At 56.3% G+C, this 18564-nt stretch carries 16 protein-coding genes and 1 tRNA gene; 4 read left to right on the top strand and 13 right to left on the bottom strand.

The window, feature by feature from the left end; all coding sequences use genetic code 11:
• Positions 1 to 67: 67 nt before the first annotated feature.
• Entirely contained in the window at positions 68 to 592 is a 525-nt protein-coding gene (locus KQP88_RS01495; protein ID WP_216704650.1) for an Mpo1 family 2-hydroxy fatty acid dioxygenase, read from the top strand.
• Positions 593 to 795: 203 nt separating this feature from the next.
• Here the strand turns inward: KQP88_RS01495 and KQP88_RS01490 are convergent, their stop codons facing one another.
• The 6 genes from KQP88_RS01490 to dibA form a co-directional block, all read right to left on the bottom strand.
• Positions 796 to 1785 carry a sulfate/molybdate ABC transporter ATP-binding protein gene (locus tag KQP88_RS01490; RefSeq protein ID WP_216704649.1) on the bottom strand — a complete coding sequence of 330 codons (990 nt, stop codon included), beginning with the start codon at positions 1783 to 1785 and terminating at the stop codon, positions 796 to 798.
• 3 nt (positions 1786 to 1788) lie between these two features.
• Positions 1789 to 2661 carry a sulfate ABC transporter permease subunit CysW gene (gene cysW / locus KQP88_RS01485; RefSeq protein ID WP_117163650.1) on the bottom strand — a complete coding sequence of 291 codons (873 nt, stop codon included), beginning with the start codon at positions 2659 to 2661 and terminating at the stop codon, positions 1789 to 1791.
• A 10-nt stretch (positions 2662 to 2671) separates the two neighbouring features.
• Positions 2672 to 3493 (bottom strand): sulfate ABC transporter permease subunit CysT, encoded by an 822-nt coding sequence (cysT, locus tag KQP88_RS01480; RefSeq protein WP_025258057.1) that lies wholly within the window; start codon positions 3491 to 3493, stop codon positions 2672 to 2674.
• A 105-nt stretch (positions 3494 to 3598) separates the two neighbouring features.
• Positions 3599 to 4606 (bottom strand): sulfate ABC transporter substrate-binding protein, encoded by a 1008-nt coding sequence (locus KQP88_RS01475; protein ID WP_216704648.1) that lies wholly within the window; start codon positions 4604 to 4606, stop codon positions 3599 to 3601.
• 145 nt (positions 4607 to 4751) lie between these two features.
• On the bottom strand, positions 4752 to 4934 hold the full coding sequence (oscA, locus tag KQP88_RS01470) for a sulfur starvation response protein OscA (protein WP_025258055.1): 183 nt from the start codon (positions 4932 to 4934) through the stop codon (positions 4752 to 4754).
• Between the two features lie 206 nt (positions 4935 to 5140).
• Complete coding sequence (gene dibA / locus KQP88_RS01465) at positions 5141 to 7075, bottom strand: phosphodiesterase DibA (protein ID WP_216704647.1); 1935 nt, start codon at positions 7073 to 7075, stop codon at positions 5141 to 5143.
• 157 nt (positions 7076 to 7232) lie between these two features.
• Between dibA and desA the strand changes: the two genes are divergently transcribed.
• Both desA and KQP88_RS01455 read left to right on the top strand, forming a co-directional pair.
• Positions 7233 to 8417: a delta-9 fatty acid desaturase DesA gene (gene desA, locus KQP88_RS01460; RefSeq protein ID WP_216704646.1), complete on the top strand. Its 1185-nt coding sequence runs from the start codon at positions 7233 to 7235 to the stop codon at positions 8415 to 8417.
• A gap of 136 nt (positions 8418 to 8553) precedes the next feature.
• Positions 8554 to 9555, top strand: a complete 1002-nt coding sequence (locus KQP88_RS01455; protein WP_216704645.1) for a GGDEF domain-containing protein — start codon at positions 8554 to 8556, stop codon at positions 9553 to 9555.
• A 33-nt stretch (positions 9556 to 9588) separates the two neighbouring features.
• On the opposite strand, the gene KQP88_RS01450 is transcribed toward KQP88_RS01455, so the two are convergent.
• The 4 genes from KQP88_RS01450 to KQP88_RS01435 all read right to left on the bottom strand — a co-directional run bounded on the left by KQP88_RS01450 (position 9589) and on the right by KQP88_RS01435 (position 14544).
• Positions 9589 to 10974 (bottom strand): response regulator, encoded by a 1386-nt coding sequence (locus tag KQP88_RS01450; RefSeq protein ID WP_216704644.1) that lies wholly within the window; start codon positions 10972 to 10974, stop codon positions 9589 to 9591.
• Between the two features lie 160 nt (positions 10975 to 11134).
• Positions 11135 to 12415, bottom strand: a complete 1281-nt coding sequence (gene gabT, locus KQP88_RS01445) for a 4-aminobutyrate--2-oxoglutarate transaminase (RefSeq protein ID WP_025258050.1) — start codon at positions 12413 to 12415, stop codon at positions 11135 to 11137.
• A gap of 120 nt (positions 12416 to 12535) precedes the next feature.
• Positions 12536 to 13978 (bottom strand): NADP-dependent succinate-semialdehyde dehydrogenase, encoded by a 1443-nt coding sequence (gene gabD / locus KQP88_RS01440; protein WP_216704643.1) that lies wholly within the window; start codon positions 13976 to 13978, stop codon positions 12536 to 12538.
• A 242-nt stretch (positions 13979 to 14220) separates the two neighbouring features.
• Entirely contained in the window at positions 14221 to 14544 is a 324-nt protein-coding gene (locus KQP88_RS01435; protein ID WP_374011488.1) for a RebB family R body protein, read from the bottom strand.
• A 171-nt stretch (positions 14545 to 14715) separates the two neighbouring features.
• Here KQP88_RS01435 and KQP88_RS01430 point away from each other — a divergent pair.
• Positions 14716 to 14792, top strand: a tRNA-Arg gene (locus KQP88_RS01430).
• Positions 14793 to 14949: 157 nt separating this feature from the next.
• On the opposite strand, the gene KQP88_RS01425 is transcribed toward KQP88_RS01430, so the two are convergent.
• The 3 genes from KQP88_RS01425 to KQP88_RS01415 form a co-directional block, all read right to left on the bottom strand.
• A complete protein-coding gene (locus KQP88_RS01425) occupies positions 14950 to 16602 on the bottom strand; it encodes a ribosomal eL19 family protein (protein WP_216704642.1) in 1653 nt (550 codons plus the stop codon).
• 66 nt (positions 16603 to 16668) lie between these two features.
• Complete coding sequence (locus tag KQP88_RS01420; RefSeq protein WP_216704641.1) at positions 16669 to 17670, bottom strand: glycosyltransferase family A protein; 1002 nt, start codon at positions 17668 to 17670, stop codon at positions 16669 to 16671.
• Positions 17663 to 18541, bottom strand: a complete 879-nt coding sequence (locus KQP88_RS01415; RefSeq protein WP_216704640.1) for a hypothetical protein — start codon at positions 18539 to 18541, stop codon at positions 17663 to 17665. Before KQP88_RS01415 ends, KQP88_RS01420 begins: the two co-directional genes overlap by 8 nt.
• Positions 18542 to 18564: the final 23 nt, after the last annotated feature.

Genomic DNA, 18564 nt, shown 5'->3' with positions numbered 1-18564 from the left:
CCAAACGCTCGTATTGCAAAAGCGATACGGTAGCCCAACCCGATAATCGTCTCAGGCAGGAATAATAATGAAAAACCTTGTCGATCATCTCAGCCAATACGCGGCGTATCACCGCGACTCACGCAATATCGTGACCCACTTCGTGGGAATACCCCTGATCGTGCTGGCTGTGGCGGTATTGCTGTCGCGTCCGGGCTGGGACGTGGGCGGGGTCTGGTTATCGCCTGCTGCGTTAGTGGCGCTGGCCTCGACCGTGTTCTATCTCAAGCTGGATCGGGCGCTGGGGCTGGTGATGGCCGTGATGCTCGGGCTTTGCATCTGGGCAGGTGCGAATCTGGCGCAACAGACCACCATGGTCTGGCTGAGTGCGGGAGTCGGGTTGTTTGTGATCGGCTGGATCATCCAGTTCATCGGCCATTACTACGAAGGCCGCAAACCGGCATTCATCGACGACGTCACGGGCCTGATCATCGGGCCATTGTTCGTGGTGGCGGAACTGGCGTTTCTGGCGGGGATGCGCAAGCCGTTGCAGCATGCCATCGAAGAGCGTTCGGGGCCGGTTCGGCGCAACGCACCAAAAGCCGCAGTCTGAAAACTCCAGGAATAATATTGATCAGCCAAGGTCACTTTGTGGGAGGCAGCTTGCTGGCGACTTTACTTTCAGACGCTTCAAATGTGTTGCCTGTAAGCAAGTCGTCGCGGCCAAGGCCCCTCCCACAAGTGACAGGTATGCCTTAACTGATCGGTATTACGCCGTAGCGAATTCATTCGCGAATGAATTCGCACAAGCATGTGCTAAACGCCCGAAACCTTCTGCCAGACCTTCGGTTTGAAGAACAACGTCTCGCCCCGTGCCAGGCCAACCAGGCTGTCGTGATCCTTCACCACTTCAACTTCGATCAGTTCGCTCTGGCCTTCAGCCTTGAGGGTCACGCGTGTGGTGGCGCCCAGCGGACGGATATCACGAACTTCAGCAGCGTGGTGGTCTTCCAGCTCCTGACGCGACAGCGATACTTCGTGGGGACGGAACAGCACATGGCCGTTGTCGCCCAGGCTCAGGCGGTTCGAGTCGCCCAGGAAGTGGTAGACGAAGTCGTTGGACGGCGACTCGTACACTTCGCCCGGCGAGCCGATCTGTTCGATCACGCCCTTGTTCATCACCACGATGCGGTCTGCCACTTCCATGGCTTCTTCCTGGTCGTGGGTCACAAAGACCGACGTCAGGTTGATGTCTTCGTGCAGGCGCGCCAGCCAGCGGCGCAGTTCTTTACGCACCTTGGCATCCAGCGCACCGAAGGGTTCGTCCAGCAGCAGCACCTTGGGCTCGACCGCCAGGGCACGCGCCAGGGCGATACGCTGGCGCTGACCACCGGAAAGCTGCTCGGGGTAACGGTCGGCCAGCCAGTCCAGTTGCACCATGTTCAACAGCTCGTGAACCTTGGCGGCGATCTGGGTTTCGTTCGGGCGCTGGCTCTTGGGCTTCATGCGCAAGCCAAAGGCAACGTTGTCGAACACGGTCATGTGCCGGAACAGCGCGTAGTGCTGGAATACAAACCCGACATTACGGTCGCGAACATCGTGACCGGAGACATCTTCACCGTGGAACACAATGCTGCCTGCATCCGGGGTTTCCAGACCGGCAATAATGCGCAGCAAGGTGGTCTTGCCGCAGCCTGACGGGCCGAGCAAGGCAACCAGCTCGCCACTCTGGATATCCAGATTGATAGCGTTCAGGGCCTTGAAGGCGTTGAAGTTCTTGCTGACGTTACGGACTTCGATCGACATGATTTATTCCTCCGCCGCGCTTTGGCGCAGACGGTTAATGCGGGATTCGCTCCACTGCTTGAGCAGCAGGATGAACAGCGCCAGGATCAGCAACAAGCTCGCCACGGCAAAGGCTGCCACGTGGTTGTACTCGTTGTAGAGGATTTCGACGTGCAGCGGCAGGGTGTTGGTAACGCCGCGGATGTGGCCGGACACCACCGACACCGCACCAAACTCACCCATGGCCCGTGCGGTACAGAGCACCACGCCGTAGATCAGACCCCATTTGATATTGGGTACCGTGACGTGCCAGAACATCTGCCAGCCATTGGCGCCCAGAAGGCGTGCGGCCTCTTCTTCCTGGGTGCCCTGCTCCTGCATCAGCGGGATCAGTTCACGCGCCACGAAAGGCACGGTCACGAAAATGGTCGCCAGCACAATGCCCGGCAGGGCAAAGACGATCTGGATGTCATGGTCCTGCAACCATGGCCCGAACAGGCCCTGGGCACCGAACATCAGCACATAGACCAGACCGGCGATGACCGGCGATACCGAGAACGGCAGGTCGATCAGGGTCACCAGAATGCTCTTGCCCCGGAACGAGTACTTGCTCACGCACCAGGCGGCGCTGACGCCGAAGACCAGGTTCAGCGGAACCGAGATCAGCACAGCAATCACCGTCAGCTTGAGGGCCGACAGCGCATCGGGCTCAAGAATCGCGGAGAAGAACGCACCCAGGCCGTTTTTAAGCCCTTGGGAAACCACGATGAACAGCGGCAGGCCCAGAAACAGGGCAAAAATCAGCCAGCCAAGGCCGATCAGGACCCGGCGCGCTGTTGAATTGCCACGGCGTGCAGCGTTGGCATCGGCGGCGGCAGAAACAGATGAATAAGACATGCGCGCCTCCTCAGGATGGGGTTTCGATGCGTCGCTGCAACAAGTTGATCAGCAGCAACAGAATGAAGGAAACCACCAGCATCATCACGCCGATAGCCGTCGCACCGGTGTAGTCGTACTGGTCCAGCTTGACCATGATCAACAGCGGCAGGATTTCGGTTTTCATCGGCATGTTACCGGCGATGAAGATCACCGAGCCGTACTCACCGACACCACGGGCGAAGGCCAGGGCAAACCCGGTCAACCACGCAGGCAACAAGGCAGGCACCAGAATGTAGCGAAACACCTGCAACGGGCGAGCGCCCAGGCAGGCAGCCGCTTCTTCGACTTCACGGGGAATATCAGCCAGTACGGGCTGCACGGTACGCACCACAAACGGCATGGTCACGAACGTCAGCGCCAGGGTGATACCCAGCGGGGTGTAGGCGATCTTGAAACCCAGATCCGTGGCGAACTGCCCGACCAGACCATTGGGTGCATAAAGCGCGGTCAGCGCGATACCGGCAACGGCGGTGGGCAGGGCGAACGGCAGATCGATCATCGCATCGATGATCTTGCGGCCGGGGAAGGTATAGCGCACCAGCACCCAGGCCAGCAGCGTACCGATGACGCCGTTGATCAGGGCTGCGTAGAACGCGGTACCGAAACTCAGTTTCAAGGCAGCGATCACACGCGGAGCGGTGATGATGGTCCAGAACTGATCCCAGGTGAGCTGCGCGGCATGAACGAACATGGCCGCCAGCGGTATGAGCACAATGAGACTGAGGTACACCAAGGTGTAGCCCAGCGTCAGCCCGAAGCCGGGTATGACGGGGGAGATACGACGCGACATAAAAGTCCTTGGTTGCGCTTGCACAAAGCCCGGAAACGAGTCCGGGCTAATGAACGTGTCCTGGGCGACACTGCTTTATCGAGCAATGCCGCCTGGCTGCACAGATTACTGCGCTTGGTAGATCTGGTCGAACACACCGCCGTCATTGAAAAATTTCGGCTGCGCAGTTTTCCAGCCGCCAAAGTCTTTGTCGATAGTTACCAGCTCCAGTTTCGGGAATTGCTTCTCGTACTTGGCGGCAACTTCCGGATCACGCGGGCGGTAGAAGTTCTTGGCTGCGATTTCCTGACCAGCCTTGCTGTACAGGTGCTTCAGGTATTCGGTAGCGATTTCGGTGTTGCCTTTCTTCTCGGCGTTCTTGTCGACGACCGCAACAGGCGGCTCGGCCAGGATCGACAGGGAAGGTACGACGATATCGAACTTGTCGTTGCCGCCATCTTCTTTCAGAGCCAGGAACGCTTCGTTTTCCCAGGCCAGCAACACGTCACCCTGACCGTTGTTGACGAAGGTAATGGTCGAACCGCGAGCACCGGTGTCCAGAATCGGCACATGCTTGAACAGGGTCTGTACGTACTCCTTGGCCTTGGCTTCGCTGCCACCGGACTTCAGGCCATAGGCCCATGCCGCCAGGAAGTTCCAGCGCGCACCGCCGCTGGTTTTAGGGTTCGGAGTGATAACCGAGACATCCTTCTTGATCAGGTCGCCCCAATCCTTGATGCCTTTAGGGTTGCCCTTGCGCACCAGGAACACGATGGTCGAGGTGTAAGGCGTGCTGGCATCTGGCAGGCGAGTCTGCCAGTTCTCTGGCAGAGTCTTGCCCAGCTTGGCGATTTCGTCGATGTCACCGGCCAGAGCCAGGGTCACGACGTCAGCGCGCAGACCGTCGATGACCGCACGGCCTTGCTTGCCCGAACCACCGTGGGACTGCTTGACGGTGACGGTGTCTTCCGGGTGAGCCTTTTTCCAGTAGCTGGCGAACTCTGCGTTGTATTCCTGATACAGCTCGCGTGTCGGATCATAGGACACGTTGAGCAATTCATAATCCTTTGCAACAGCGGAACCTGCAAAAACAGCGCTGGCCAGAGCAGCCAAAGCGAAACGGCGAATTGACATAAGGTGGAGCTCCTGGAAATTCTAAGTGTTGGCTTTTTTGAGTTCTTCTTGGCGCTTCAAAACCGCATTCGGAAGGGAGCGCTGCTGTTCACGGGTGTATCAGGAGTCAAAGTGAAGCCCTCCGGTTAACCAGTCGGGTATGCAATCAGCTCGGCTTGGCGCCAGAGTTCTGCAAACGAAACTTTTCCTTACGCTCGATCTGAACCACTTGGGCGTTATGCACAGTGATTTCGACGGCGCCAAAACGCAGGTCACGCAGCGCACTCTGAATTTCACGCAGAATTGCTGCTTCGTCCTGACCGTCAACACTACGTAGAGATGCGCTCATAATCGTATTCCTTGAAATTTGAGAGGCCTGCCTGTCGCGACTGGGGGCGATGGCTTGTGGCGGTGAGGCAATATTAGATACGCAGAGTTATTCTTAAAAAGACTATTTAAGAATGCAGATATAACCAAAAGTCATTTGGCGTTGCAGCATGCAGCCGGAGCGCGTTGCACGCCCCGGCGGGCCTGGATTGCACAGGAAAAAATTATTCAGATAACGGGCTGACGAAAGTCCGGCGCTCGCAACCAGTCGATCTTTTCAGCAGGCATCGGACGGGCGAACCAATAGCCTTGCCCCAACTGACAGCCATTTTCCAACAGGAAACCCGCCTGCTCGGCCTGCTCGATCCCTTCGGCCAGCACCCGCATGCCCATGCTTTTGGCCAGGGCAATGATGATGCGCACAATCGCGATATCGTCATCATCGCTCGGCAGGCCGGCGACAAAACCCTGATCGATCTTCAGCTTTTGCACCGGCATGCGCTTGAGCCGCAACAACGATGAATAACCGGTGCCGAAATCATCGATGGCCAGGCTCAGGCCCAGATTGCGCAACCGATGCAGTTGTTCGATGGCCTGCTCGGGGTCGTCCATCACCGCGCTTTCAGTGACTTCCAGCTCCAGAAAGCCAGGGTCCAGCCCGGTATCGCGCAGCACCTGAGCCACTTGCAGGTCCAGATCACCATGGCTGAACAGTCGGCTGGAGATATTCACCGCAACAAATGACAGATTGACGCCCTCTTCCAGCCAGGTGCTCATCTGCCGGCAGGCCGTGCTCAATACCCAGGCATCGATATCGGCAATCAGCCCGCTCTGCTCGGCAATCGGAATGAATTCTCCCGGCGAAACCATGCCGCGCCTTGGATGCTCCCAGCGCACCAGAGCCTCAACTCCCTTGATACGGCTGTTCTGCAGATCATGAATGGGCTGGTAGAACACTCGTAATTCCTGCTGCTCGATGGCCCGGTGCAACTCACTGGCCAGTTCGACACGCTGCTGGGCATGCGCGGTGAGCTCTTCGGTGTAAAGCGCATAGCCTTCGCGCCCGTCGTTCTTGGCCTTGAACAAGGCAGAGTCTGCATTGCGCAGCAATTGCACAACCGTCAGCGCGTCGCCGGGGAACAGGCTGATACCGATACTGGCGGTCATGAACAGCTCGTGATCATCGAGCAGAAAAGGCTTCTTGAAACTGTCGATGATCTGCTGGGCCAGGGCGGCGGCCTGCACGCTCTGCTGGCAATTCTTCACCAGCAGCGCAAACTCGTCGCCGCCCAGTCGCGCCAGGGTCAGTTCGCTGTCGAACAGGCTCTTCAGGCGCTCGGCCACTGCCTTGAGCACCTGATCGCCAACGCTGTGGCCCAGGCTGTCATTGATGTTCTTGAAGTGGTCGAGGTCGATGAGCAGCAAGGCACACCCGCGTTTGCTGGAGCGGGCATGGGCCAGCGCCTGAGTGGCGCGATCCGTGAACAGCAGGCGATTGGGCAGGTCTGTCAGGGCGTCGTAATGAGCCAGTTGGGCCAGTTCCTGCTCGGAACGCTTGATGGCCGTGATGTCCGAAAACACCGCCACGAAATGCCTGATCTGGCCATCAAGGTCCTTGATGCCACGAATGCTCTGCCACTGCGGGTAAATGTCGCCGCTTTTGCGACGGTTCCAGATTTCGCCACTCCATTGCCCGGCACTGAGGATGGAGCGGTACATCTGCCGATAGAACTCGGGGCCGTGGCGACCGGACTTGAACTTGCTCGGGTTGAAGCCCAGCACTTCTTCAGCCTGATAACCGGTGATTTCCATGAAGGCGCGGTTCACATGAACGATCAGCCCCTTTTCATCGGTTACCAATACCCCTTCGCGGGTGCTGTCGAAGACCGCCGAAGCCAGCCGCAGGCGCTCCTGATCTTCCTCCTGCTGGCGACGCAACTGCGCATCGATGCCCATGAACCTGAGCAATCGGCCACGAGCGATAAACACCATGACCGCGCTGAGCACTACCCAGAGATAGACTCCAACCTGCTGCCAGAAGGCCAATCGAGCCGGTTCTTCGATCCAATGTGGCAGCAGCTCGTCGCACGCCACAAACCACAAAACAGAGGACAACCCGTACAAAAGCGCGGTCCGTAGGGCCTCATAAGAAGAATTGTTCATAAGAATGCATAAAGCCTTACAAAATGACCGGATTATAAAGCAAGAAACATCCTGCGACTCTTATCTAAAAGAGCGACTGGTTTTCTGTGAAAGCTAAGTGATAATGCGCTTGTTACTTTGTTTTTCACACGCGTCTCTACCGAGGGCCAAACAGCCTATGTGGTACAACGGTTTGCTCGACCTTTCCGTCTGGCAGTTAATAGCAGTCACGCTGGTAATGACCCACGTGACCATCGTCGGCGTTACGGTTTACCTGCATCGCTACTCCGCTCACCGCTCCCTGGAACTCAACGCCGGGCTCAAACACTTCTTCCGTTTCTGGCTGTGGCTGACCACGGCGCAGAACACCCGCGAGTGGACAGCCATCCACCGCAAGCACCACGCAAAATGCGAAACCGTCGATGACCCGCACAGCCCCGTCGTCAAAGGTCTTTCCACCGTCCTGCGCAAGGGGGCGGAGCTTTACCGTGCCGAAGCACAGAATCAGGATACCCTGCGCATCTACGGCAAGAACTGCCCCGAGGACTGGATCGAGCGCAATCTGTATTCACGCTACAAGATGCTGGGCATCGCCCTGATGGCCGTCATCGACCTGGCGCTGTTCGGTGTGCTCGGCATCACCGTATGGGCCGTGCAGATGATGTGGATTCCGTTCTGGGCTGCCGGTGTGGTCAACGGGCTGGGTCATGCCGTGGGCTATCGCAATTTCGAGTGTCGCGATGCCGCGACCAATCTGGTGCCGTGGGGCATCGTGATCGGCGGCGAAGAACTGCACAACAACCACCACACCTACCCCAACTCGGCCAAGCTGTCGGTCAAGCCGTGGGAGTTCGACATGGGCTGGGCCTGGATCAAGCTGTTCAGCGCACTGCGTCTGGCCAAGGTCCAGCGGGTCGCGCCGATTGCCCACCGGGTCGAAGGCAAGGGCCACATGGACATGGACACCGCCATGGCCATCCTCAACAACCGCTTCCAGATCATGGCCCAGTACCGCAAGCTGGTCATCGGCCCGCTGGTTGCACAGGAGCTGGCCAAGGCCGATGCCTCGGTGCGTCATCAGTTCCACCGCGCCAAACGTCTGCTTTCCCGGGAAACCAGCCTGCTGGAAGACAAGCATCACGTACGCATCCAGGCCATGCTCGAACACAGCCAGGCCCTGAAAGTGATCTACGAGAAACGCCTTGCCCTGCAACAGATCTGGCTCAAGACCAGCAGCAATGGCCATGACATGCTCAGCGCCATCAAGGACTGGGTACAGGAAGCCGAGGCCAGCGGTATTCAGTCCCTGCGCGACTTTGCAGATCAGCTGAAAACCTACTCCCTGCGCCCCTCTCAAGCCTGACACCGTTGATCGGCGCGCCCACCTGGGCGCGCCGATACCGGAACTTCCCTCCTGAAAATCAATCTCAAAGGCTTCCCCATAATCCGTTTGGGTGGATGCTGCGGCCTTGGCCGCACGTCATTTGAGATGCCGCACGATGGAAAAGCAGACAGCAATCGCCCTACCTACAGCCACGCAAATCGCCGAGATGCCTGCGGCAGCAGAAACCCTGCTGGCCCTGATGCATGCCCAGGCAGAAGTCGCTCGCCTGAGCGAGCGCGAACAACTCTTCAGTTCATTGCTGGTAAGCGTCAATGCCGTACTGTGGGCATTCGACTGGGAAACCCAGCGCATGATCTATGTCAGCCCTGCCTACGAGAAGATATTCGGGCGCTCCGCAGGCCTGCTGCTGGCTGACTTCGCCGAATGGCGCGACAGCATCTATCCCGATGACCTGAACTACGCCGAACGCAGCCTGAGCGACGTCATCGAAAAAGGCTCCATCGAAGATCGCGAATACCGGATCATCCGGGCCGATGGGGAAATCCGCTGGCTGAGCGACAAATGCTTCGTCAGCCACCGCACCGATCCGAGCCAGCGCCTGATAGTGGTCGGCATCGCCGAAGACATCACCGAGAAAAAACACCTCGAAGACGAACTGCAGCGCCTGGCCACCACCGACGTGCTGACCCAGAGCAGCAACCGTCGCCACTTCTTCGAGTGCGCCCAGCGCGAGTTCGAGCTGGCACGGCTCAACGACACACCATTGGCCTTTCTGCTGCTGGACGTCGATGACTTCAAACTGGTCAACGATACTTACGGCCACCAGGAAGGTGATGTGGTGCTGCAGCGCATCGCCGAAAGCGGCCGCTCGGCGCTACGTCGTGGTGATCTGTTCGGGCGTATTGGCGGGGAAGAGTTTGCAGCGGTATTTCCGGGCTGCGCCCCTGAGATGGCCATGCAGATCGCCGAGCGCCTGCAACGTGAAATCCAGCGCCAGAGCTTCCAGTGCAACAGCACGACGTTCGGTATCACCGCCAGCCAGGGCCTGACCAATCTGGGCCCGGAAGACACCAGCCTGGAAGCGCTGTATGCACGAGCGGATGCGGCGATGTATCAGGCAAAGCGTCAGGGCAAGAATCAGATTGTTCTGGTGTGAGGCCTTCGCGAATGAATTCATTCGCGAAAAACCTCATCCCTTCGGCAACTCCTGAATCCCGACGCCCGGGTCTTCCGTACTGGCAACTCCCGGATCCACAGGCTCTGACGTAATATCCAGCAGATCCGTATCAGCCTCTTGCTCAGGTTCAGCCTCTGTCACTTCAGCCACCACCGGCGCCAGCAGGCTTGGGTCGGTCACGCCCGTGAGCTTCTTGCGCAGACGCTGCAAGTCCCCAACGCTCAGTTTCAGCAGCTTGGCAGACTTGGTCTTGACCAGCGTCGTCACGCTTTCATGCTCACCCAGACGAGCCATCTGCCCGGCGAGGTTCATGGCCAGCACTTCGCGGGTATAAATGCCGGTGTTATACTGATACACCGCAGCAATCAGCTCACGCAGCTCGAGCGGCAGACGCCAGCGGGTGCGCAAGGCTGAGCCGTAGGCAGCTGAATATTGCTCCAGAGATTGCCTGATCACTTCCTCGTCCAGATGACCGCCCGCCAGCAACCACTCCTGCAGACAGCCCAGCACCGCCAGATCCCCCAACGACTGCAGCAAACCCGCGCAGAAACAGCGTTCGACATCGAGTTCCAGCATGCCACCCAGAATCCGTGCGTAATCAGCTGTGCGTTGCGACATTGTCCAGAACTTGCTGGCTTCGACCAGCAGTGCATCGTTTGTCAGCACCGCCATGCGCTTCTTGGCAAGGGCGGCCACGATACTTGCGCTCTGTACCGCGCCCAGCACACCAATGGCCAACCCAAGGGTCTGAACAGGCTTGCCCAGATGCTGCGCCGCACTATTGGCGGCCGCAATCAGTACTGCCGTAATGTGCGGGTCGTTGCGCAACTCCTGCTCAAGCAAGGCCGCGTCGATGCTACCGCCACTCTGGCTGAGCTTGAGCGCGGTGGCGACATCCACAAACAGTGGCGCGCCATCGGCCACATCACGTCGTTTTTCGAGAAACTTGGTCAGGGTCAACCCTGGCGTCAGTGCAGGCATTTCACCCGGTACTGGCGCACGGCGTTCCAGCAACAGACCTTCAAGGCGCTGACGCAGCCCTTCGGTATTCAGGGGTTTGGTCAGATAAGCCGTAGGCGCAAGCGGCAGGACTTCGCGCACGCTGGCGCTGTCGCTACGGTTGCTGAGCAGAATAAAGGGAATGGGAGGCTGGCGACGCAAGGCGCGGATGCCACGCAGCAGACTCAAACCATCAATAACCGGCAACTCTCTGGCCGCTACCACCAGGTCCGGCAAATGTTTCTTGATCCATTCGACGGCCTGCTTGCCGTCGCTGCACATCTCCAATTCGACGTCAGCCCGCACGCTCAACACCAGATCGCTGAGGGTTTCACGAACCCACGGATCCGATTCAGCAATCAATACGCGAGGCATCGCAGTCAAATCTACAGCAGTCATCAGAACTCTCCGACATCGATTCGCCCACCTTAGCCAAAGCCTTCGTCCGGATATATAGCTGTAAGCGATAAATCCTGTTCTCAAGACGAAAAAACCCTGCCGAGGCAGGGTTTTTTCTGTCTGTCTGGTCACAAATCACTCAATCTGTAACCGCACTTTTTCAGGCCAGCTCTGCGAAGCACTCTTCCAGAATAGCCAGACCTTTGTTCAGCAGCTCATCCTCGGCCGTCAGAGGCACCAGGACGCGCAGGACGTTGCCATAAGTACCGCACGACAACAGGATCAGCCCCTTGTCACGTGCCTTGGCCACAACCTGAGCGACAGCGGCAGCGTTTGGCTTGTGGCTGTCACCGTCTTCAAAAAGCTCGACAGCGATCATTGCGCCCAGGGCACGAACTTCGCCGATGACCGGGTATTTCGCCTGGATGGCTTTCAGGCCGGAAACCAGGTGCTCGCCCACGGTGTTGCAGCGCGCCAGCAGGTTTTCTTCTTCAAACACTTCCAGAACAGCCAGGGCCGCGGCACAGGCAACCGGGCTGCCGGCATAAGTACCGCCCAGACCGCCTGGAGCGATGGCATCCATGTACTCGGCCTTGCCGCAGACGCCCGCCAGCGGGAAACCGCCTGCGATGGACTTGGCAAAGGTGGTCAGATCGGCAGCAACGCCCATCTGCTCCATGGCGAAGAAGGTGCCGGTACGGCCAGCGCCGGTCTGCACTTCGTCAGCGATCAGCAGAATGCCGTGCTTGTCACACAGCTCACGCAGACGCAGCATGAACGCCTTTGGCGCCACATAGAAACCACCTTCGCCCTGCACAGGCTCGATGATGATGGCGGCAATATCCTTGGGCTCTGCATCGTTCTTGAAAATGCGCTCGATGCTGGCAATGGAGTCATCAACGCTCACGCCATGCAGCTCGCACGGGTAAAGGGCGCGGAACACACCGCCCGGCATCAGGCCCATGCCGGCCGAGTAAGGCACGACTTTACCGGTCAGACCCAGGGTCATCATGGTACGGCCGTGATAGGCACCGGTGAAGGCAATCACGCCTGCCCGGCCAGTCGCTGCACGAGCGATCTTGACGGCGTTTTCCACGGCTTCGGAGCCTGTGGTCACCAGCAGGGTTTTCTTGGCGAAATCACCAGGAACCCGTGCGTTGATTTTTTCGCACAGTTCTACATACGGCTCGTAAGCCAGTACCTGGAAGCAGGTGTGAGACAGCTTGGTCAACTGCTCTTGCACGGCGGCGATGATTTTCGGGTGCAGGTGACCGGTGTTCAGTACCGCGATACCGCCCGCGAAGTCGATGAACTCACGACCTTCGACGTCGGTAACGGTGGCGTTCTTTGCCGAGGCGGCAAAGATCGGGTGGATCTGACCAACGCCACGTGGGACAGCGTTCTGGCGGCGTTGCATCAAGGATTCGTTTGTATTGCTCATGTATTCCTCATTCGCCGCTCATCGGTCGGCGTAGTTCAAGGATTAAGCAGCCGGGGTGGGTTGCAGCAGCATACGATGATCGACTGCTGCAACGCCCGGCTACCGGTCAAGCCCGCTGCGTCAAACGCTCAGGCACAGGTATTTGATTTCCAGGTAGTCTTCGATGCCGTACTTGGAGCCTTCGCGGCCCAGGCCCGAAGACTTGATGCCACCGAACGGAGCCAGCTCGTTGGAGATCAGGCCGGTGTTGATACCCACCATGCCGTACTCCAGCGCTTCGGCTACACGGAACACGCGGCTCATGTTCTGGGCATAGAAGTAAGAAGCCAGGCCGAACTCGGTATCGTTGGCCATTGCAATCACTTCGGCCTCGTCCTTGAAGCGGAACAGCGGCGCCAGAGGACCGAAGGTTTCTTCCTTCGCCACCGCGGCATCCTTGGGCACATTGACCAGAATGGTCGGCTCAAAGAAGGTCCCTTCCAGGCTATTGCCGCCGAACAGAACTTTCGCGCCTTTGCCGACAGCATCGGCAATATGTTCTTTAACCTTGGCAACGGCCTTCTCGTCGATCAGCGGGCCGGTGGTAATGCCCTCTTCCAGACCATTACCGATCTTGAGCTTGGCAACCGCAGCCTGAAGTTTCTCGGCGAACGCATCGTAAACGGCGTCCTGCACATAGATACGGTTGGCGCAGACGCAGGTCTGGCCGTTGTTGCGGTACTTGGAGATGATCGCGCCATCGACTGCCTTGTCCAGGTCGGCATCGTCGAACACGATGAAAGGCGCGTTACCGCCCAGCTCCAGCGACACCTTCTTGATGTCCTGCGCGCATTCAGCCATCAACTGGCGACCGATTTCGGTCGAGCCGGTAAAGGACAGCTTGCGCACGATCGGGTTGCCGGTCAGTTCGCTGCCGATGTCGCCAGCGCTGCCCGTCACCACGCTGAACACGCCAGCCGGGATGCCAGCACGTTCGGCCAGCTCAGCAAGGGCCAAAGCAGAATAAGGGGTTTGCGAAGCGGGCTTGAGCACCATGGTGCAACCGGCAGCCAGTGCAGGACCGGCCTTGCGGGTGATCATCGCTGCCGGGAAGTTCCACGGAGTGATGGCCGCAGTTACGCCAATCGGCTGCTTGAGCACGATCAGGCGCTTGTCCGGCTGATGGCCCGGAATCACGTCGCCATAGACACGCTTGGCTTCTTCGGCAAACCACTCGATAAAGGAAGCTGCATAAGCAATCTCGCCCTTGGCCTCGGCCAGTGGCTTACCTTGCTCCAGCGTCATCAGACGGCCCAGGTCATCCTGGTTCTCGATCATCAGCTCGAACCAGCGGCGCAGCTTGTTGCCACGCTCCTTGGCGGTCAGAGCACGCCAGGCCGGCAGCGCCTTGTCGGCAGCTTCGATAGCACGACGGGTTTCAGCAGCACCCATCTTTGGCACTGTACCGAGGATCTCATTGGTTGCAGGGTTGTTGACCTTGATCGTCTGACCACCGTCCGCATCCAGCCACTGGCCGTTGATATAGGCTTGCTGGCGGAACAGTTTGGAATCTTTGAGCTGCATGTCGGCCTCCTAAACAGCACCGCACAAGGGCGGAGCGAACAAATGAATATCGATGTGCCTCATTTGGAAGCCATCGCCAGGAAAACATTCCATCGGTCCCAGCGACGCACATCGCGAAAAAACGGGAAGACCGAACAAGAGCGTTTGAAATCTCAAACGAATCCTAGGGACTGCCGGGATAAAGGACAATAGCCTGTTCAAAAAAAAGAACAGGCTGACAACGGAAAGAGGAACGTCCCTGGCTATTGGAAGCTCTTGAGCACCGTCAGCAGGCTTGCAAGGTTGTCAGGCGCCCCGGACTGGCCAACAGCCTCGGTCGCCTTGGCAGCGCCAGTGGTGTCGACGTTATAGATCTGCATGATCCCCTGATTGGCAGCAGCCTGAGACAGGGTGTTCTGTTGCTGCTGCGCGGACACGGCGTTCTGAAACAGAATCGCCGTTGCCTGGGACATGGATTGATACAGAGTGCTCATGGCCATGGGCGGAGACTCGCCCAGCACCTTGACGTTGGCTTGGGTGACAGCATCGGTAATCTGCGAATTGACGATTGAGTCGGGCATGGACATCTCCTGGGAAACCGCTGCCACATCAGGGCCTTCACCACGTGGCGCATTACACCCCGGGTCGCCAAAAGAGCATAGATGTGAAACCACAGAAGCAAAAGTCGCGATTTCCCGCCAGAAGCTAAAGCCAGCATGGACGCCCGCCCGTCAGATGAGTATCATGGCGCCCGCGTTGCACTCGTAGCTCAGCTGGATAGAGTACTGCCCTCCGAAGGCAGGGGTCGTGGGTTCGAATCCCGCCGAGTGCGCCATCTTCCTTTCCCTTGGTCCCAAGGGTTGTCGCTTCAGCCGAAAACTCTCTTGCACCTCAATCACCGCCCAGGCTGACGGACTGTTTTCCTGCTCGTGATTTGCAAGCGCATACCCCACCTTGAAACCGGTGGGGTATGAAGTCACTTGATGTGAACTCTAGACTTGCTGGGCCGCGCTCACTTCAGTGAAGCCTTGAGCATGCCGGACAGCGGTACGGCGCCTGTGAAAAATATAGAGCGCCGTGAGTATCCAGAACGAAATCATGGTTTCCAGAAAGCTGAAAATCTGATTATTCGCCGGGATATACAGGAACATGATGGCAAATAACGGCAGCAGCATCTTCGCAAAGAAGTCATCATCATTGACCACGGCAAGGTAAACGTTTGCGAAATACCAGCCCAGGATCAACATGACAATCGACACACCAAAGAAGCCGACATCATTTGCCATGTAGCTGTAGAACGAATGCCAGTAAACATTCTCGTCCCACCGTGCGGTAATTTTGCGCTGGAACGTTCTGTCTCTTACATCAATGCCAAGGTGCTCGGCAAAAACCCGCTGCAGGAATACCGAATGCCCGATGCCATATGAGCTATCGAATTTCTCTCCAAGCGCAATGGATACGCCCTGGTAGCCCTGAACCAGATAGACGGTCAGCTTCTCATAAAAGTCGGTAAGGTTGGACTTCTCAGGTACGACTGCGACTGCAACCTGGGCAGGCACATCTGCCACTTTGGCAATCTCTGGCAAGGCTGCAGTTTCGATCTTCGCAGGCAACTCCGGAGTCACCGTCTTTGCAGGCGAAGGTGCTGTATTGCTCTTCGCAGCAGCAACCTTGTTATCAACCGTCGCAGGCAAGGCCACAACATTGGTCTTGGCAGGCCGCACAGTAATATCGACGCTTTCCGGTACGGCTGGAGCCGGGTCCTTCACAGACGAATCTGCATCCTTGGCTTTCTCAGCCGGAGCAAGATCGCTTTTGAACACACTTCCTGTTTCATTCAAGTAGCTGAACGAAATTGGCTTTTCGTCTTCAAAGAAAACCTTGTAAGGCGATACTCCGGATTTGACACTATAAAACTGCCAGAACGAGAACAGGAATATAAAGACCAGAAAGAACAGAAAGGTCTTGCGCCGTCCGAGCTCGACAAAAAATCCGGCAGACTTGTTCGAAATCACAACACCAAACAGGCAAACCGACACCACGAAAAGGTAATAGAAATTGATTGCGCTCAGACTGGAGATAATGCCTGTACACAACGGAAGCATGACCACCAGAAAACCCACAAGTTTGCGCGTGGTACTCAGCCGGTCCCAGAAGAACACCAGGCCCGGTAACAGGACGTACTTGAACACTCCGAAAAACAGGAGCATCCCTGTTACATAGGCATTCCCGGAAAACCCTTCTCTTGAGGCAGCCGAAGCATAAAAACTCCTCACCTCAGCAGGTGCCAATAACCCCTTCAGTAACTCCGAGAAAAAACCGGTGGGGAAATATGATCTGGACAGCGTCGTATTGCGATGAAGGATGACCATCGCAATGAAAGCGAAGACGATAATAATCCAGTAATATCTCAAGAACAGATTATCACCGTTCGGTTCAACAGCCCTGGACGGCTGTTTCAGCGAGAAACGGCAGGACAGAAGATACCCGGCGATAAAGAACGCGTGATACAGAGATACGACAAAGAGGAACTCTTTTTTATTTTCGACGGGCCAGATTACCGGGCCGAAAAAGAACAGCCACAGCGTGAAGAGCAGGTAGCTTTCAACAAGTAAAAGCGGTATGTAGAATTTAGCAGTTTTCATCCAGCCCACCGAAGAAGATTAAACCTTTTCCAATATCCAGAAACGTCAAGCTCACCCGCTGCTTACTCATACCTGGCTGTGCCCTGCATGAAAATCAGCCGCTCTTTTACTGACCAGCTCATAATGGGACTTGTGGCGTGCCACATCGGGGGTCGACTCGGAATAACGCTTTATGGTTGGCACAAGTCGTGTAACCAATCGAAGCAGATAAACATAGTAGTTCAGATTGAGCAGCTTTTTCAAAAGCCCATTATCGAGGTTGTAGCAATACAGGCGATTCTTCAAGAGAATACGTCCGAGCCAGCCTTTCTCCAGAGAAAGCATGTGATTGAAAATATTCAGCTTGTCCTTGTCAAAGTCTGAACCCCTGACAAGATACGTCGATCCTGATGTGCGACGGTAGTACACATACACTTTACTGGATTGGTGAAAACTGACATTCCCATAAAGCTCGGCAGTCTTTACCAACATGGGGAAGTCTTCGGTAACACTGTAGCTGTTGATGAACTGGCAAAGCTCATCATTCAGCAGAAGTTTTTTATTGCAGAAGAGATTGGGCGTATTGATGCTGCTGATGTTTTTCAGACGCGCCATGAACGGTTTGTCTTTATAGATCGTATCAGAAGCCAGAATATGGAACAGGGTCGAAGGTGAATTGATAATCTCACCATCGATCAACAGCAGCGGCAGACCTGAATAATAGTCATGGGTGCTTAACTGCTCGGCCTCTTCGAAAAGATTCACACACGAGTAAACGTCATCGCCGGCGGTGATCTTGAACAGCTCACCTTCAACATGGGGCCAGATGCGAGTGTAGTTAAAGCAGGTACCATTGTTTTTTGAATGATCCAGAACTTTAACATCATGAAACAGATGACCATGAACAGACAGCCAGCGATTGACCAGCTCAATGGTCTTGTCCCGGGAACAGTCATCCGCGATAACCAGACAAAAATCGTAGTCGGCACCGAAGCTTTCTATCTGAAATCTTATGCTTTCGAGGTGCTCGACAATATAAAGCTCGTGATTATAGGTCAAAACACCAAACGTAAACTTCTTCTTAACCACGAGAAACACCTTCACTCAATTTTTTTGCCAACACTCTGTACAAGAAGATGAAAGCCTTGAAACCAACCATCTTGAAGCCGAGTACAAAAAAATCGACTTTCCATTTCAGACTGTACTTTCCATCAGACAAAGACTCACTTGCCACACCCCTTTTATTGATGTCTATTGGCAAGTCGTACTTTTTCAGTACAGGTGTAATAACGCTAGGCACCCACTTCCCTCGACGGATCGCACCGCCAAGCGTGTAGTTATAGACAAACGTATCTTCCTTGCCGATCTGGGCGCAGTAAAAGGTGTCGCCGCCACCGTAAGTCCGGGCACTACCGAAAAACTCCCACGCCCAAGGCGAGTCAACCTCACCGGTAAACTCGACAAGCTTGCGGGTTCTCCAGAGAGCAGGCGCAGAATTCAAGCGGTAGTCATCTCGCGCTCCTACCACTTCAAAACCGTCAAATTCGCCTTCAACCCTGTTGATGCCAGGGATATTGCTGAAATAAAAAACAGCGATTTCGGAGCGTTCTTTCATCGCCCGGATGCAGTCAGCTATTTTCAACTGATTGACGGGAGACTCCAGGATGAAATCATCAAACAGAGTGATAACAAATTCAGTTTCCACCAGGGACAGAGCTTTGCGTAACCGCCAGCCCCAAGGTCGCCTGGCTTCATCAGCCGACAGTTTCAATGTACGAACCTGAAACCCGTCAAACTCGAAACTTTTACGCTCCGTGTTCAATATGACCCGACAGTCACAGTCAGGCCACATCTCCTTGAGTGAGTAGAAAAAAGGGAGCCACACATCTTCATAACTGTCGCAGGAGTTAACAATGATTGTGCAATCCTTCCCACTCACCCTGCCAACGTTATCACTCATGACCCACTCCAACGTAAACCGCT

Source organism: Pseudomonas lijiangensis (genome assembly GCF_018968705.1).
Taxonomy (GTDB): Bacteria; Pseudomonadota; Gammaproteobacteria; order Pseudomonadales; family Pseudomonadaceae; genus Aquipseudomonas; species Aquipseudomonas lijiangensis.
Note: the sequence above shows the minus strand (reverse complement) of the source record. Positions and strands in the feature narration are given on the sequence as shown.

Coding starts and splice junctions, on each gene's coding strand:
- KQP88_RS01495 (WP_216704650.1), top strand. CDS start 68: ATGAAAAACCTTGTCGATCATCTCAGCCAATACGCGGCGTATCACCGC.
- KQP88_RS01490 (WP_216704649.1), bottom strand. CDS start 1,785: ATGTCGATCGAAGTCCGTAACGTCAGCAAGAACTTCAACGCCTTCAAG.
- cysW (WP_117163650.1), bottom strand. CDS start 2,661: ATGTCTTATTCATCTGTTTCTGCCGCCGCCGATGCCAACGCTGCACGC.
- cysT (WP_025258057.1), bottom strand. CDS start 3,493: ATGTCGCGTCGTATCTCCCCCGTCATACCCGGCTTCGGGCTGACGCTG.
- KQP88_RS01475 (WP_216704648.1), bottom strand. CDS start 4,606: ATGTCAATTCGCCGTTTCGCTTTGGCTGCTCTGGCCAGCGCTGTTTTT.
- oscA (WP_025258055.1), bottom strand. CDS start 4,934: ATGAGCGCATCTCTACGTAGTGTTGACGGTCAGGACGAAGCAGCAATT.
- dibA (WP_216704647.1), bottom strand. CDS start 7,075: ATGAACAATTCTTCTTATGAGGCCCTACGGACCGCGCTTTTGTACGGG.
- desA (WP_216704646.1), top strand. CDS start 7,233: ATGTGGTACAACGGTTTGCTCGACCTTTCCGTCTGGCAGTTAATAGCA.
- KQP88_RS01455 (WP_216704645.1), top strand. CDS start 8,554: ATGGAAAAGCAGACAGCAATCGCCCTACCTACAGCCACGCAAATCGCC.
- KQP88_RS01450 (WP_216704644.1), bottom strand. CDS start 10,974: ATGACTGCTGTAGATTTGACTGCGATGCCTCGCGTATTGATTGCTGAA.
- gabT (WP_025258050.1), bottom strand. CDS start 12,415: ATGAGCAATACAAACGAATCCTTGATGCAACGCCGCCAGAACGCTGTC.
- gabD (WP_216704643.1), bottom strand. CDS start 13,978: ATGCAGCTCAAAGATTCCAAACTGTTCCGCCAGCAAGCCTATATCAAC.
- KQP88_RS01435 (WP_374011488.1), bottom strand. CDS start 14,544: ATGTCCATGCCCGACTCAATCGTCAATTCGCAGATTACCGATGCTGTC.
- KQP88_RS01425 (WP_216704642.1), bottom strand. CDS start 16,602: ATGAAAACTGCTAAATTCTACATACCGCTTTTACTTGTTGAAAGCTAC.
- KQP88_RS01415 (WP_216704640.1), bottom strand. CDS start 18,541: ATGAGTGATAACGTTGGCAGGGTGAGTGGGAAGGATTGCACAATCATT.